Source organism: Rhodococcus sp. 14-1411-2a (genome assembly GCF_002259485.1).
GTDB lineage: Bacteria > Actinomycetota > Actinomycetes > Mycobacteriales > Mycobacteriaceae > Rhodococcoides.
This window is the reverse complement of sequence record NZ_NPGA01000003.1, coordinates 15270-30287: the sequence shown is the minus strand read 5'-3', so window position 1 is coordinate 30287 and position 15018 is coordinate 15270. Positions and strand designations below refer to the sequence as shown.

Genomic DNA, 15018 nt, shown 5'->3' with positions numbered 1-15018 from the left:
ATACGATCCATGGTGATCGGCGAAGCTGTGAACAGGCTTGGCCGCACCTGACAGGGAGCTTTCAGGTTTCATCCCGTCTTTGCTCGACAGGGCGCGAGGACGGCGCGAGCTGCGCCCGGAGATACGCTCTCTCGACCGGCGACGGGTCGAGAGCAAGCGCAGCCGTTCGTGCGTTCTCGGCCTCTTTCATGCGGTCCAGGCGATCGAGCATCACAGCTCGACAGGCATGCCACAGGTAGTGGCTGCCGAGAGAATCGATGGCGTCGAGTGCGTCGAGCCCGGCGGCAGGACCCTGGCTTTCCCCTACGGCGACACCGCGGTTCAGTGCCACGATCGGGGTGTTCTCCACAACCACGAGCGCGTCGTACAACATGACGATTCGTGACCAATCGGTGTCGGCGTAGGTCGCTGCAGTGGAGTGACATGCTGCGATGGCTGCCTGGATGGTGTAGCGGCTGGGCCGAGAGTCGTTGCGACGCAGTGCACTGTCCATCAACCGAGCACCCTCCTCGATAGCCTCTCGATTCCACCGAGATCTGTCCTGATCCTCCAGCCTGGCGAGGCCGCCCGATTCATCGGTCCTGGTCGCCCGGCGCGAGTCCGTGAACAGCATGAGGGCCAGAAGCCCCTGGAGTGACGGCTCGTCCGGCATCAGGTCGATCAGCAAGCGGGCCAACCGAAGTGCCTCGTCGCACAGCTGCGGCCGCACCAGCGTCTCGCCCCCGAGATGGCCGGCGGTGAACATCAGATACACCGTGGTGGCCACAGCGTCGAGTCGTTGCGGTAACTCTGCCGAATCCGGTACTCGATACGGAATGTTGGCAGCTGCGATCTTCTTCTTCGCGCGTGTGAGGCGTTTGGCCATGGTGGCCTCGGGCACGAGCATCAATCGGGCGATGTCGGACGTGGCGAGCCCGCAGAGCGTGCGCAGGCTCAGTGCCACCTGGGCGTCGACGGAGAGCGTCGGATGACAGCAGGTGAAGACCAACCGCAACAGATCGTCGGCGATCGCGGACTCGTCGCTCTCGCTCCAATTCTGCTTCAGCACGGCGAGATCCGCCGCCTCTCGTTCCTTCGTGGTGCGCCCGGCCTCGCGTCTGATGATGTCGAGTGCCTTGTTTCGAGCTACGGTCGTGAGCCAGGCGCGCGGATTGTCGGGGACACCCGATCGAGGCCAGTGAGCGAGTGCGGTCACCACAGCCTCGGAGACTGCGTCCTCGGCGACGGCAAGGCTGCCGGTGGTGCGCACGAGGGTCGCCAGCACTCGGCGACCCTCGTCACGGACCACGGCCGCCAGGTGCTCGGCCGGTGTGCTCACTGAGCCATCGGGATGATCGGCCGTACTTCGATTGCTCCGTTCCATGCCGCTGGGATCTGTGCGGCCAGTGCGATCGCGGCATCGAGGTCCTGTGCCTCGAGGAGGAAGAACCCCGCGAGTACCTCTTTTGCTTCGGCGAACGGACCGTCCGTTGTCAGGACGTCACCTCCCTTCCCGCCCGACACGCGCACGGTGGTGGCGGTCGAGGTGGGGTGAAGGACCGCTCCGCCGATGATCGCGGGTCCGGCCGCGGCACTGAATGCACCGTATTCGGCCATCTCGTCCGCGACCTCGGGCGAGGTCCAGTCGGCGTCATGGGTGTAGACGATGGCTGCGTACGTGGTCATGAGGTCTCCTTGGAATCGTCGTGGTCGGCGCCGTTCGTCGACCTACACACGAAGGACGAACGAGGTTCGTCGAAAAGGACACCACGGACCGGACGATCTCGCCAGACCTCAGTTCTGGCAGTGCGGGCAGTGGTAGATCTGCCGTTCCTCGAGTGGATTGTCTCCGATCAGGCCGAATTCGATGGTGGTTCCGCAGCGTCGGCATGGCTTGTTCTCCCGGCCGTACACCCAGAAGTGTCGGCCCGGGCGTCGATCCCCGGTAGTGACGCGTTGGTTTCGATCCTTGTTGGCCATGATCAATCGATAGGACAGGTCGATCGTCTTCTTCAGGTCACCGGCGTCGCCGACCGGTGTACGCGGGTCTATGCCACGCAGGAAGCAGATCTCGTTTCGATAGACGTTGCCGAGCCCTGCGATGTTGCGCTGATCGAGGAGAGCGAGTCCGACGGGACGAGCCGGATCCGACTCCAGATTGGTCAAAGCGGTTTTCGGGTCCCAGTCGGGACCCAGTAGATCCGGTCCGAGATAGCCGACAACCTCGTCCTCGTCCTCGACGATGTCGAGCACTCCGAGTTCGAACCCGATGGCCTGCGCGTCGGCGGTGTTCAAGATGATGCGTGCCTGGAACGCGGGGCGACGCCAGCGAGCGCCGGGTGCGTAGACGTGCCAGGTGCCCTCCATCTTCAGATGCGAATGAATGACGTAGCCGCCGACTCTGATCAGCAGGTGCTTACCGCGTGAGGCGACGGAATCGACGGTCTCTCCGGTGAAGTCGACTGTGGCGTAACGGGGTACGCGAATGTCGCAGGTCGTCAGTCGCTGGCCTTCCAGCGCTGCCCGCAGAGTGTTCGCAGCGCGCCAGACGGTATCGCCCTCGGGCATCGGTGTCCTTTCTCGTTCCTGGGGAGTGTTGCGGTGCTTCAGCGACGCAGACGAAGGCCGCGTGGCGTCGCCGAGAAACCGGCCTCGGTCAGGGTCTTGGCGAAGTCGGTGCCGTGAATATCGTGACCGTTGATCCGCTCGACGAGTAGCTTGTCGACTCCGCCGCGGCGAACGGTGGCCGCCAATGCGGTTGCTGCAGCGCCGATGTCCTCGGTGTTCTCACCGAACGTCAGCACCGACTTTCCGCCGCGTTCGACGAACATCGTCAACTCGCCCCGGACGAGGACCACCAGTGCACCGGCCTTGCGACCCGGCCGATGCTTCGTCGTCTCGTCCGGCTTGTCTCCGACACCGGCCTCGCCGATGCCTGCTTTCGGCCAGGGCAGTGCTCCGCCGTAGGGGTTGGCCGGATCGCACGACGCGAGCACGACGGCGGTGGCGTTCTTCTTCGGTTCGTCGTAGCTGCGCAACCGGTCCACCACATCGGAGGTGGAGAACTGCGCTCCGCCGAGGGAATCGACGAAGTAGCCGCGACGGCAGCGACCGGAATCCTCGAATCCGGTGAGCACCTTGTACATCGTGGCGAATCCGCCGGGCACGCCCTCGTTCATCACCGAGCCGCGGGTCACCACGCCGTAGCGTTCGAGCAGTACATCGGCGGTCGCATGGGCGCGGACGGTCAGGTCGGGTTCGAGCTCGGGCAACCTCGACCATCGTCCACCCGCGGTAGGAGGTCCGGTGCGGGTGGGCAGGGACGGCCGCTCGAACTGCCGGTACGAGCGCAACCGCGGTGTGCGACGCGGTGCTCGATGGCTCGGGGCCGAGCGGGTGGTCGTGGAGTTCAACAGCGCGCGCAGCGGGGCGAATGTGTCGTTGCTCAGACGGCCCGCCCACACCAGCTCCCACAGGGCGGCCTGAAGTGCGGTGTCATCGGTACTGCCGACGGTGTCGGAGAGTTGGCGGAAGAAGTACGCGCCGCCGCCCGCAACGGCGTCCTGAATGCGAATCTGCAACTCCGACAGGTCGGATTCGGCAGCGGGCACGAGAGTCAGCGGAGCGGTGTCGGCCATGTGCAGGCTCACCCAGCCGTCCTTCGAGGAGATCGCGCCGTGTCCCGACCACAACACCTCTCCGGTGGAGGTCAGTTCGTCGAGCATCGCCGGACTGTAGTCCGTCACCCGCGACGAGAGCACGAGTGATTCCCAGGCCGATGCCGGAACAGGAACGCCCGCAAGCTGTTCGATGACGGTTGCGACGCCGTCGATTCCGCTCAGGCGTCGGCTGTCCACGTGCTGCCACGCCGGCAGGAAGCGGCCGAGGGTGGCGGTGGAGACGGGTTCGATCTCCTGCCGGGCCGCAGCGAGCGACCGGCGCCGCAAACGTCGCAGGACCTCGGCCTCGCACCATTCGCTGCCGGTGGCTCCGGGCCGAAATTCGCCCTCGACGACGCGCTTGTCGACGGCGAGTCTGCGCAGGACGTCGCGTACCACGGCGGTGCCCACCCCGAAGCGCGCCGCCGCGTCGTCGAGGGTGAACGGTCCGTGGGTTCGGGCGTACCGGCTGATCAGGTCGACCAGCGGGTCGTCGACGGGTTCGATGAAGGCGGACGGAGTTCCGATGGGGAGCGGGACGCCCAGTGCGTCGCGCAGCCGAGCGGCGTCCTCGATCGCCGTCCACCAGTTCTTGCCGGCGAACGAGACCTCCATCGCCCGCTTGGCGTCGGCGAGTTCGGTGAGCCACTGCGGGTATTCGTCGCCGTCGGTTCGAAGGCCGACTTCCTCGACGGTCAGCGGACCGAGCAGTCGCAGCAGGTCCGCGACGCCTTCGATGTCCTTGGCGTGGCGGTCCTCGGGGAGGCGCTGTAGCTCGAGTTCGGTGGTGGTGATGACGCTGTCGTCGAGCAGCTCTCTCAGTTCGACGCGTCCGAGCAGCTCGGCGAGGAGCGCCGAGTCGAGTGACAGTGCGGCGGCTCGGCGTTCGGCCAACGGGCTGTCGCCCTCGTACATGAATGCGCCGACGTAGTTGAACAGCAGCGAGTTGGCGAACGGGGACGGTGACGGCGTCTCGACGTCGACGATTCTTATCTGGCGTCGGCCGATTCTGGCCAGGATGTCCTCGAGGGCGGGGAGGTCGTAGACGTCCTGGAGGCACTCGCGGACGGTCTCGAGCAGGATCGGGAACGTCGGGTACTTGCGTGCCACGTCGAGCAGCTGAGCCGAACGCTGGCGCTGCTGCCACAGCGGCGCTCGCTTGCCCGGGTTGCGGCGGGGGAGAAGCAGCGCGCGAGCGGCACATTCGCGAAATCTCGATGCGAACAGAGCCGACCCGCCGACCTGCTCGGTGACGATGTCGGCGATCTCGTCGCGCTCGAAGACGAACAGTTCTGCGCCCGGCGGCTGGTCGTCGGTGTCCGGAAGCCGGACGATGATGCCGTCGTCGGATGCGGTGGGCGCGGCGTCGATGCCGTATCGCTCGATCAGCCTCGCGCCGACTGCGAGTGCCCACGGCGCGTGCACCTGCTGACCGTAGGTGGAATGCAGCACGAGCCGCCAGTCACCGAGTTCGTCGCGGAACCGCTCGACGATCATCGTCTTGTCGGTGGGGAGCTGGCCGGTGGCCTCGAGTTGCTCGTCGAGCAATGCGATGAGGTTGTTGACCGCGTTGGCGTCGAGACCGTCGGAGCTCAGCCGGTCGGCCAAGTTGCTGCGATCGGTGGTGCTGCGCAGGAACTCGCCCAGGGCCTGGCCCAGTTCGGCCGGCCGGCCCAGGCCGTCGCCGTGCCAGAAGGGGAGCCGGCCGGGTTGGCCGTACGCCGGGCTGACGAGCACCCGATCGTGGGTGATCTCCTCGATGCGCCAGCTGGTGGCACCGAGAGCGAACACGTCACCCACTCGCGATTCGTAGACCATCTCCTCGTCGAGTTCGCCTACCCTGGACTGCTTTTCGCCCACCATGTAGACGGTGAACAGGCCGCGGTCGGGGATGGTGCCACCGGAGGTGACGGCCAGCCGTTGCGAGCCGGGACGGCCGGTGAGAGTGTTCGCGTCGCGGTCCCACACCAGCCGCGGCCGCAGTTCCGCGAACTCGTCCGAGGGGTAGCGACCCGAGAGCAGGTCGAGAGTCGACTCGTATGCCGAACGGGGCAGCGTGGCGAAACTGCCTGTGCGACGGACGGAATCGAACCAGTCCTCGGCGTCGATCGGTTCGAGGGCGCAGGCCGCCACCGTCTGCTGCGCCAGCACGTCGAGTGGATTGGCGGGAACGAACAACGCCTCGATCTTGCCCGACGTCATGCGTTCGACGGTGACGGCGCAGTGGATCAGGTCGGTCCGGTGCTTGGGGAACAACACGCCCTTGGAGATCTCGCCGACCTGGTGACCTGCGCGTCCGACGCGTTGCAATCCACTCGCCACCGATGGTGGCGCTTCGACCTGGACGACCAGATCGACTGCGCCCATGTCGATTCCGAGTTCGAGGCTGCTGGTGGCGACGACGCAGCGCAGCCTGCCGGTCTTGAGATCGTCTTCGATCAGCGCGCGCTGATCCTTGCTGACACTGCCGTGGTGGGCTCGGGCCAGCAACGGATCGGCACCGTGGTTCACGTCGTTGGGAGTGCCGACCTGCGAGGGCGGTTTGTGCTCGGTGTCGACGCCGTCGCCGATCCGTTCGGCGTACACCTCGTTGAGCCGCGCAGTGAGCCGCTCTGCGAGCCGTCGAGAATTGGCGAAGACGATGCACGATTTGTGCTCGAGGATGAGATCGACCATCTTCTCCTCGACGTGGGGCCAGATGGATCCCTGCGCCGGGGGAGCGGCCGAGGTGTCCGCATTCGGGTCGGTGACGCCCAGTTCGGTCATGTCCTCGACCGGCACCTGGACCGTCAGATCGAACGTCTTCGGTGCAGGCGGAGCGACGATCTCGATGGGAGCGGCACCGGCCAGGAATCGGCCGACCTCCTCGTGGGGTCGCACCGTCGCGGACAGGCCGATGCGTTGAGCCGGCTTGTCCAGCATCGCGTCGAGCCGTTCGAGAGACACCGCGAGGTGTGCGCCACGTTTGGTGCCTGCGACGGCGTGTACCTCGTCGACGATGACGGTGTCGACCTCGGCGAGGATGTCTCGCGCGGCCGAGGTGAGCATGAGGAACAGCGACTCCGGGGTGGTGATCAGGATGTCCGGCGGAGTCTTGATCATGTTCCTGCGGTCGGCGGCGCTGGTGTCGCCGGATCGCACACCGACCGAGATCTCCGGTGGGTTCAGGCCGAGGCGCTTGGCGGTCTGGGTGATGCCGACGAGGGGAGCGCGCAGGTTGCGCTCGACGTCGACGGCAAGGGCCTTGAGCGGCGAGATGTAGAGGACTTTGGTCTTGCGGGTGCTGTCCGCACCCAGCTGCGCCAGCTCGTCCAGGGCCCACAGGAAGGCCGAGAGCGTCTTGCCCGAGCCCGTCGGAGCAACCACGAGGGTGTGCGAACCACTCGAGATGGACGACCACGCGCCCAACTGCGCGGACGTCGGAGCGGGAAAAGCGCCGGTGAACCATTCCCGGGTCGGCCGCGACAACTTCTGCATCACCGACAGCTCGCCCGCTGCGTCGGTGCCCGTACTCTGCCTGGCCATCCCATCATCATGCCCCCGGGCACCGACAGATAACCCTCACGCCGTTCCCCGAGCGTGCGGCGGTGTCGATTCGAGCGATTCGGGTACACCGCCCCCATGACCGACGACCAAGAGATCATGCAGAAGATTTCCGCGAAACTCGACGCTCTGCTCGGCAGCAAGACCAACGGCCTGCAGAACGAGGTGCCTCCGGGCGCGAGCATCCAGTCCGACGAGGACGATGCCGAGCACGGGCCACTCGGCCGCGACTACCACCTGGCGAGCAAATACGCGCAGGCTCTCGCCATCAACGAGCCCCAGGTCATCGACCGCGAGGAATTCGATCGACTGGTCGCCGAGTACGGCTGACCAGCACCGCTGCGCGACACCGGCCCCGGCCCGCCTACGTGGGTCGGGGCTTCGTCGTGTTCGCAGCCGTGGCGCGGAGCCCGGCACCGGATCTACAGTCGACGGGGTGACCGAACGCAAGAAACCAGGAGTCACGTTCGAGTCCTGGGTGGACAAGCAGATTCGCGAGGCGCAGGACAACGGTGCGTTCGAGGGCCTGGAGGGCACCGGCAAGCCGATCCCGGTCGGCGATCCCGGCGACGAGCTGTGGTGGGTGCGGGGCTACCTGAAACGGGAGAACCTGCCCGCCGACGCCTTGCTGCCCACTGCATTGCAGCTGCGCAAGGAGATCGAGCGGCTGCCGTCGACATTGATCGGCATTCGGCGCGAGGATTCGGCACGAGAGGTGTTGGACGAGTTGAACGCTCGCATCGTCGACTGGATTCGGTTCCCGACGCCGCCGATCGTGCCGCTCGGCCCGGTGGACGTCGAGAACTGGATGGAGAGCTGGCGGATCAACCGCGCGGAGGTCGACCGACTGGAGCGCGAGCATCGCTCGCAGTCGGCCGAACCCCTGGTTGCAGCGTCCGATACAGCTGGAGCATCGTGGTGGGCGCGCGTCCGTCGGACACTCACCTGGCGGCGCTGAGTCCCGTCGTCGTCGTGCGCAGGGCCAGCGCATCGGCGGCCGTCGACACGAACGGAATGCCGGATGTTCCGTCGACCCGAATCTTCGATGGCAGCAGCCCGTCGGGCCGGGTCGGTTCTTCCATCGTCTTCCAGCCGGTGGCCCGCCTCAGAATCCCGCTGACCAGAGTGTCCGCCGCATGACGGGTTCCGCTGCGTACGGTGATCGGCGCGGTATCGAGCTCGACTCGCGCGAACCGTAGTGCTGCATCCACGGCCTCGGTGGTCTGCGCCGCCGACGATCGACCGCGTGGACCGGTGCTCAAGCCGTGCCCGGGTAGATCGAGCACCACAGCATGGACGCCCCCGGCAGCGACGTCCGAGGCCAACGACGTGAGATAGCGTGCATGCAGACCGGCGTCGGCGACGAGTACCACCGACTCTCCGGTTCCGACGGATGCTCGATGGATCTCGACGTGCACGCTTCCGCGGCCGGTATCGAGCTGTCGATGTTCCACCTGCAGTGCGGCAACGTCCGCTCGGCTCAGTCCGACAGCCTCCGATGCCGGGCGCAGTGCCGCTTCGCAGGCAATGCCACGTGCCAGGGCGTCGCCACGTCGCAGGAGCGACTTGCCTTGCAGCAGAATCATCATCGCTGCACTCTCGTGTGCCGTGAGCGTCGGTGCCCAGCCGGTGGCTCGGCCGAGAGCCGAGGAATCGACGATGGGCTCCCCGGGTGTGACCCACTGCCCGGAGAAGGGTGTCAGGCCGAGTCTGAACGCGACATTCGCGACGTGGGTTGCGGCTTTCTGCGGTACGTCGAACATCAACTGTCCCTGCATCGCAGCCAGTTCGCGCACACCGACCCAGTCCACCGGACCGAGGTTGTACGGGCCGATGAGATCGGTCTTGACTGCGCGGTGGAAGGCGTCGGCCATATCGTCCTGGTGCAGGAATTGATACGACGCCCGATCCGCCTCCGGGAATGCACCGATCGGCCCGGTGAACTGGTCGATTCCGTCGTTGGCGAAGTCGGGTCCGACGATGTACGTACACCGCAACATGGAGATGGTCATCTCGCCGGGGTGTCTACGGAGCCACCACTCCGCGTAATGTTCGACCTCGGCCTTGTCGTAGAAGTAATAACGGTTGGGATCGCCTGCGGGATAGCTGTTCTCGGTGAGCGGCTCGGGAGCGATGTCGGCACCGTATGCGTTGATGCTCGACGCAATCACCACTCGTGCCACGCCCGCTCGATACGCCGAATCGATGACGTTGCGTGAGCCCCGGAGGTTGATGTCGTGAGTCTCGGCCTTGTCCTTGAGCTCCTCGACCACGAACGCGAGATGCACGACAACGTCGCAGCCGGTGAAAATCTCCTCGAGGTCCGGTGACCTGATATCGGACCGAAGTGAGGAGAATTTGGGGTGTTCGAGTCGAGCTGGGCGACGAGATATGCCGACTACCGAATCCACCTCGGGATCCTCGAACAACCGCGGTAGTATCGCCGCCGCGAAATCACTCGTTGCCCCGGTGACTGCAACGCGCAGGCCACGGGTGTGCTCACTCATTCGGGCAGCCCTGCCACGGCCTCGATGATCTGCTCCGTGGCGGTCGCCAGCTGCTGCTCGGTGTGCGTGGCCATCACGCACAAGCGAAGCAGTGCACCGGACTTGGGCACGGCGGGATGCAAAGCGGCGCTGGTGAAGATGCCACGGTCGTACAGGTTCTTCCACAGGTTCATGGCTACGAGATCGTCGCCGACGTGGAGAGAGACGATGGGGGAGGCGGTGTCTCCGTACGGGGTGGCGGAGCGGCCTGCCACGTCGAGCCCTGCCGACTGCAATCCGCCGCGCAGGATCTCGGCATTGTCGAGTACGCGCCGCGCTCGATCTTTCCCCTCGTCGCTTCGGATCAGGCGCACGGATGCCAACGCGGCACCCACTGCGGCAGGCACGCCGGAGGTCGTGAACAGGAAGGCACGGGCCTTGACCCGGAGGGTGTCGATCAAGTCGCTCGACCCGGTGACGAACCCGCCGGTGGAGCTGGGGCTCTTCGACAGCGATGCCATCGTGACGTCGACGTCCTTGGTGATGCCGAACAGCTCGGCGGCTCCGGTGAGTTCGGGTCCGTAGATGCCGAGGCTGTGGGCTTCGTCGACCATCAACGCAGCGTGATAGCGGATACACAGCTCGGAGACCACGTCGAGCGGTGCGAGATCGCCCTCCATGGAATACAGGCCGTCGACGATGACCAGCACGGCTCCGTCGTCGACTACGGGCTGCTGAAGTTTGGCTTCGAGGTCGGCCATGTCGTTGTGCTTGAACTTGACCACCGACGCGCCGGAGAGGGCGCTGCCGTCGCGAATGGATGCATGTGCCGCCGAGTCGACGACGACGGTGTCGCCGGGTCCGACGATTGCACTGATGGTTCCGAGGTTGGTCTGGTACCCGGTGGTGAAGACCAACGCGTCGTCGGTTCCGTGCCACTGGGCAACTTCGTTCTCCAGCTCGAGATGCAGGTCCATCGTGCCGTTGAGCAGCCGACTACCGGTCACCGCGCTTCCGAAGGTGTCCAACGCATGTTGGGCTCCTTCCACTACCTTAGGGTGGTCGGCGATTCCGAGATAGTTGTTGGAGCCGAGCATGAGCTTGTCTCTGCCCTCGACTCGGACGACCGGTGCCACGGCGGACTCCATCCTGCGGAAGTACGGAGCCACATCGGCTTCCCGAACGGCCCGCAGCAAGTCCACGCGCTCGTCGCCGCCGAGTCTCTTCATCAATCTGTTGACAGCCATTATCGACCAGAACTCCTCACAGAGTTGAAATAGAATGTTCGCCAATTTCTCGTTCATTCGGAGCTGTACCGGATAGCGATGGGTATTGATGGAAAGAATATTTCTGTGAACCGATGCACCCATGGATCGAGGATTGCGTCGGATACGGTCGCAATAAGATAATCAAAGTTCTTTTCTCAGGAAAGCTTTACGAAAACTTTTATGTTTCCATTCTCGAAACGTCGGGTACCGTTGATGAACTGGAGAAATTCACCCAGTGCCACCTTCGGAATGCTTGTAAATTCAAGTCCGAATTGCCGTGATCAAAAACTGGTACGAAATCAACAAGTGACACAAGGAGACGAACAGTGACTGGATTGATGGTGCGGGAGAGGGAAACCCTCGAGAAGTACATGCCGGGTTTGTTGCACTATTTGGACACAACCCCGCTGGACCGACTCGAGGCGCGCGATTCGGACGCGATCGACAAGTTTCGCGAATTCGGCGGCACCGGTTTGGTGGTCCCGGCCGAGCTGGGCGGCCTCGGTGCTCCGGCCATCGATGCGGTCCGCGCACAACGGGCCATCGGGTCTCGCTCGCCCTCTCTCGGTGCCGGAACGACGATGCATCATCTCTCGCTCGCCTCGCTGACGGAGTTCGCTCGCGGTGCCACCGAGGACGATCGCGCGTTGATCAAGGGATTGGTCGAGCAGAAGGCGATCGTTGCTTCTGGATTCTCCGAGGGTGTCACCGGCGGCAGTGTGTTCATTCCGACGATGACCGCCGTCAAGAAGGGCGACAACTACATCGTCAACGGCAGCAAGAAGCCGTGCAGCCTGGCACGATCCATGGATCTGTTGACGTGCAGTGTCGAGATCGACTCCGGTGACCGCGCCGTCGCTCTGATTCCGGCCAGCCTCCCCGGTATGAGCGTGAAGCCGTTCTGGACCACCGACATTCTGGCCGGCGCGCAAAGCGAAGAAGTCCTGCTCGAAGATGTCGAAGTGCCCGCGAGTCTGGTTCTGCCCAACAAAGATGACGATCCCGATGGCGTGCACGAGATGACCGGTTACCTGTGGTTCGGCATGTTGATCTCCGCGAACTACATCGGTGCAGCGACGTCCCTGCTCGAGCGCATGATCGAGCAGGACAAGGGCGATCACGAGGGCTACGTTCGAGCGGCGGCAGAACTGGAGACATCCATGGCGGCCATCGAGAACGTGGCCCGCGCTTTCGACGAAGGTGAACGCGGACAAGATATCTCGGTGAGGTTGTTGTTCAACCGCATCGCCATTCGCGACGCTCTGGTGCGGAGCAGTTCCGCTTCGATCGAGTCACTGGGCGGAATCGGATTCATCAAGTCGCCCGAAATCGCTTACGTCGCAGCGGCATTGCATGCCTTCGCTTTCCACCCGCCGTCACGGCGATCGATTTCGGAGACCCTCGCCCGCTTCCATGCGGGTGAAGACTTCGCCTTCGTCAAGTAGCAGTTACTTTTCGGCGTCTCGTTCCTCGTCGGCCAGCTTGTCCTCACCGCGATTGCGGAAGAACTTGAATCCCGGAATGCCGATGACCGCGCGCCGAACGTCCTTGGTGACTCCGAGGAGTTCGTGAATCTCGGGGGACACCGTGTCGAGGGTGGCGAGAATGGGAAGCAGCGCTTCCATGTGATCGAGGAGTCCGGGGAGCTGATCGACCATCGCGATCGCGGCGTCGACTTCCTCCTCGGACAGGTTGTCGACGAACTTGCGGGCCATGGGCTCGGACTTCTTGGCGATGGGATCGAACAACTCGATCAGCTCCAGCGCGGTGTGTGAGGCGACCGACGCCGACGCGACCACCTCGTCCGCGGCCCCGGTTGTCCGCTGCACGCTGGCGACCACGGCGTCGGCGGAGTCGATCACGTGATCGATACGTGTCATCAACATCTCAATGCGCGTCAGCAGTGCTTCGATTCGGCCGGGCAGGGTAAGCGCGAAAGCGGTCGTGGTGAGCATCCAGCCCGCACCGGCCCGAGCGACCGCGACTCCTCGCCGGAGCACAGTTTCGGTACCGAGGGGATCGGGGAGAACCACACCTGCCAAGACCAGAGCCATAGGAGCGACAATGCCACACCGACACAACGCCCCGAGTGCCGTTAGCCTCGAAGCATGAGAGCTCTCGTCACCGGTGCCAGCGGGTACATCGGGTCGCGGTTGGTGGCAGCTCTGCTGGCCGACGAGTTCGAGGTCGTCGTCGGCTCCCGAACGCCGGACAACCTGCGGACCTTCGACTTCTTCGACTCCGTCACCGCAGTCTCGCTCGATGTCACCGACGAGCAGTCCTGCGCTGCCGCGTTCGCGCAGTCCGGCGACATCGACGTGGCCTATTACCTCGTGCATGCCATCGGCGAGTCCGATTACCGCGCGCAGGACCGGCGGTCTGCCGAGCAGTTCGCCGCGGCGGCGGCGCGGGCGGGAGTACACCGAATCGTCTACCTCGGTGGTTTCGTACCCGATGACGACCAGCTGTCGGAGCACCTCGCGAGCCGGGCGGACGTCGGCGAGGCTCTGACGGTGGACGGCGTCGAGCTGGTCTGGCTCAGAGCGGCCATCGTCCTGGGTGCAGGTTCGACGTCGTACGAGATGTTGCGCTACCTCGCCGACCGCTTGCCGGTGCTGCCGCTGCCGAGTTGGCTCGCCGAGCCCGTGCAGCCCATTGCCGTGGACGACGTTCTGCACTATCTGCTCGCAAGCGCCGACACCGATGCAGTCCCAGCGGGTTCCTACGACATCGGTGGGCCGGATGTGGTGCCGTATCGAGATCTGGTGTTCGCGTACGTCGAAGCTGCCGGCCTCCAGCGCATCGGCGTTCCGGTGCCGCTGGTGCCGACCTCGCTCGCAGGCAAGGTCATCGGAAAGATCATTCCGGTTCCCGCGGGACTCGCCGAAGACCTCGTCGGGTCGCTGCACAACACGATGACGACGTCGGAGAGTCGGATTCGTGAACTCGTGCCGGACCCTCCCCGAGGTCTCACCACGATTGCCGACGCCATGGCCCGTAGTGTGCGGGGAATGGTCGGTGACCCTCCCGGTGTGTGTGCGCTGAAGGATCCGCTTCGGCTCGCGCGCACCGACGCGGCCTGGAGCGGCGGTGACGCTCTGGGGATCAGACGTCGCGGTGTCGCGGCATCCTCGGACCGCACCTGGGGGTTGATCGAAGCCCTCGGCGGGCGTCGACTGCTGTACGCCAAGCCCGTCGCGGCAGCGGTGCGCACCAATCTCGACGTGATAGCCGACGTGAATCGACGCGCGAGGTCGGCCGTACGCCGACTGACCGATACCGAGGAGGCGTGATGGGAACGTGGTCCACGACCGCGCTCAACGTGATGAAGTCCGCTCTGGTCGATCCGGTCGAGCGCGATCACCGACAGTCCGACGCAGCGTTTCGCAAGCGCCGAATCGTCGTGATGATCACCTTGGTGATCGGCGCGACGGTGCTGTACTTCTCGCTCAAGACGGAGCCGGGTGACCCGACGTTCTATGCGCTGACGCTGGTGCTTGCCGCAGTCTGGACGATCGGTGGATTTGCGTCCGGGCCACTGCACCTGGGCCGTATCCAGGTCGGCGGGTCGATCAGACGGCCGATCGTCACCCCCATCCTGATCGGACTCGCCGTGGGCGGAGTCTTCTTGCTCGGCGGACTCGTGGTTCGGCAGATTCCGCCGCTGGCCGACTTCACCGAGAACGTGCTCGCACACGCCCGGGTGGGGTCACTGGTTCTGATCGTCTTCATCGCGCTGCTCAACGGCGTCGCCGAGGAGATCTTCTTCAGGGGAGCCCTGTACTCGGCCATCGGGGTCAAGCATCCGGTCATCATCTCCACCGTCATCTACGCGATTGCCACCCTCGCATCCGGCAATCCGATGCTGGGATTCGCGGCTGTCCTACTCGGTTACGTGATGGGTCTGCAGAGGCGTGCGTCCGGTGGCATCCTGGCACCGATTCTCACGCACGTCAGTTGGTCGGCGGTCATGGTCCTCGCCCTACCCCCTCTGTTCCTGTGAAAAAGAGGCACAAGCACCGATTCGACCAGCAGAAACGGATGTGGCCGCTGATTCGTCTCGGATCTGGGCTACATTGCGCA

At 64.8% G+C, this 15018-nt stretch carries 12 protein-coding genes; 5 read left to right on the top strand and 7 right to left on the bottom strand.

Annotated features, from left to right (window positions below; translation table 11 throughout):
- Window positions 1-61: 61 nt before the first annotated feature.
- From CH291_RS00220 to CH291_RS00205, 4 genes are all read right to left on the bottom strand, one after another.
- Window positions 62-1318 (bottom strand): RNA polymerase sigma factor, encoded by a 1257-nt coding sequence (locus tag CH291_RS00220; protein ID WP_256980676.1) that lies wholly within the window; start codon window positions 1316-1318, stop codon window positions 62-64.
- On the bottom strand, window positions 1315-1665 hold the full coding sequence (locus CH291_RS00215; protein WP_068051448.1) for a YciI family protein: 351 nt from the start codon (window positions 1663-1665) through the stop codon (window positions 1315-1317). The genes CH291_RS00220 and CH291_RS00215 overlap by 4 nt, the downstream gene beginning before the upstream one ends.
- Window positions 1666-1773: 108 nt before the next feature.
- Window positions 1774-2547, bottom strand: a complete 774-nt coding sequence (locus tag CH291_RS00210; protein WP_068051446.1) for a DNA-formamidopyrimidine glycosylase family protein — start codon at window positions 2545-2547, stop codon at window positions 1774-1776.
- A gap of 38 nt (window positions 2548-2585) precedes the next feature.
- Complete coding sequence (locus CH291_RS00205) at window positions 2586-7163, bottom strand: ATP-dependent helicase (RefSeq protein ID WP_094686428.1); 4578 nt, start codon at window positions 7161-7163, stop codon at window positions 2586-2588.
- Window positions 7164-7259: 96 nt separating this feature from the next.
- Between CH291_RS00205 and CH291_RS00200 the strand changes: the two genes are divergently transcribed.
- Both CH291_RS00200 and CH291_RS00195 read left to right on the top strand, forming a co-directional pair.
- The gene (locus tag CH291_RS00200) at window positions 7260-7511 is read left to right on the top strand and encodes a modification methylase HgiDII (protein WP_068051442.1); all 252 of its coding nucleotides are present in this window, start codon (window positions 7260-7262) and stop codon (window positions 7509-7511) included.
- 106 nt (window positions 7512-7617) lie between these two features.
- Window positions 7618-8139: a J-domain-containing protein gene (locus tag CH291_RS00195; RefSeq protein ID WP_094686427.1), complete on the top strand. Its 522-nt coding sequence runs from the start codon at window positions 7618-7620 to the stop codon at window positions 8137-8139.
- On the opposite strand, the gene CH291_RS00190 is transcribed toward CH291_RS00195, so the two are convergent.
- Together CH291_RS00190 and CH291_RS00185 are read right to left on the bottom strand one after the other, a co-directional pair.
- A complete protein-coding gene (locus tag CH291_RS00190; protein WP_094686426.1) occupies window positions 8123-9688 on the bottom strand; it encodes an NAD-dependent epimerase/dehydratase family protein in 1566 nt (521 codons plus the stop codon). The genes CH291_RS00195 and CH291_RS00190 overlap by 17 nt on opposite strands.
- Window positions 9685-10914 (bottom strand): aminotransferase class I/II-fold pyridoxal phosphate-dependent enzyme, encoded by a 1230-nt coding sequence (locus CH291_RS00185; protein ID WP_094686425.1) that lies wholly within the window; start codon window positions 10912-10914, stop codon window positions 9685-9687. The genes CH291_RS00190 and CH291_RS00185 overlap by 4 nt, the downstream gene beginning before the upstream one ends.
- A 347-nt stretch (window positions 10915-11261) precedes the next feature.
- Between CH291_RS00185 and CH291_RS00180 the strand changes: the two genes are divergently transcribed.
- Window positions 11262-12380 (top strand): acyl-CoA dehydrogenase family protein, encoded by a 1119-nt coding sequence (locus CH291_RS00180; protein WP_094686424.1) that lies wholly within the window; start codon window positions 11262-11264, stop codon window positions 12378-12380.
- 3 nt (window positions 12381-12383) lie between these two features.
- Here the strand turns inward: CH291_RS00180 and CH291_RS00175 are convergent, their stop codons facing one another.
- Entirely contained in the window at window positions 12384-12989 is a 606-nt protein-coding gene (locus CH291_RS00175) for a ribulose 1,5-bisphosphate carboxylase large subunit (protein WP_094686423.1), read from the bottom strand.
- Window positions 12990-13043: 54 nt separating this feature from the next.
- Here CH291_RS00175 and CH291_RS00170 point away from each other — a divergent pair, with 54 nt between their 5' ends.
- Window positions 13044-14228: an NAD(P)H-binding protein gene (locus CH291_RS00170; RefSeq protein ID WP_094686422.1), complete on the top strand. Its 1185-nt coding sequence runs from the start codon at window positions 13044-13046 to the stop codon at window positions 14226-14228.
- Window positions 14228-14938: a CPBP family intramembrane glutamic endopeptidase gene (locus tag CH291_RS00165; RefSeq protein WP_068051435.1), complete on the top strand. Its 711-nt coding sequence runs from the start codon at window positions 14228-14230 to the stop codon at window positions 14936-14938. The genes CH291_RS00170 and CH291_RS00165 overlap by 1 nt, the downstream gene beginning before the upstream one ends.
- Window positions 14939-15018 lie beyond the last annotated feature (80 nt).

What these genes read in the sequence shown, in the direction of transcription:
- CH291_RS00215 (WP_068051448.1), bottom strand. Translation starts at nt 1,665, where the DNA reads ATGACCACGTACGCAGCCATCGTCTACACCCATGACGCCGACTGGACC.
- CH291_RS00210 (WP_068051446.1), bottom strand. Translation starts at nt 2,547, where the DNA reads ATGCCCGAGGGCGATACCGTCTGGCGCGCTGCGAACACTCTGCGGGCA.
- CH291_RS00205 (WP_094686428.1), bottom strand. Translation starts at nt 7,163, where the DNA reads ATGGCCAGGCAGAGTACGGGCACCGACGCAGCGGGCGAGCTGTCGGTG.
- CH291_RS00200 (WP_068051442.1), top strand. Translation starts at nt 7,260, where the DNA reads ATGACCGACGACCAAGAGATCATGCAGAAGATTTCCGCGAAACTCGAC.
- CH291_RS00190 (WP_094686426.1), bottom strand. Translation starts at nt 9,688, where the DNA reads ATGAGTGAGCACACCCGTGGCCTGCGCGTTGCAGTCACCGGGGCAACG.
- CH291_RS00185 (WP_094686425.1), bottom strand. Translation starts at nt 10,914, where the DNA reads ATGGCTGTCAACAGATTGATGAAGAGACTCGGCGGCGACGAGCGCGTG.
- CH291_RS00175 (WP_094686423.1), bottom strand. Translation starts at nt 12,989, where the DNA reads ATGGCTCTGGTCTTGGCAGGTGTGGTTCTCCCCGATCCCCTCGGTACC.
- CH291_RS00170 (WP_094686422.1), top strand. Translation starts at nt 13,044, where the DNA reads ATGAGAGCTCTCGTCACCGGTGCCAGCGGGTACATCGGGTCGCGGTTG.
- CH291_RS00165 (WP_068051435.1), top strand. Translation starts at nt 14,228, where the DNA reads ATGGGAACGTGGTCCACGACCGCGCTCAACGTGATGAAGTCCGCTCTG.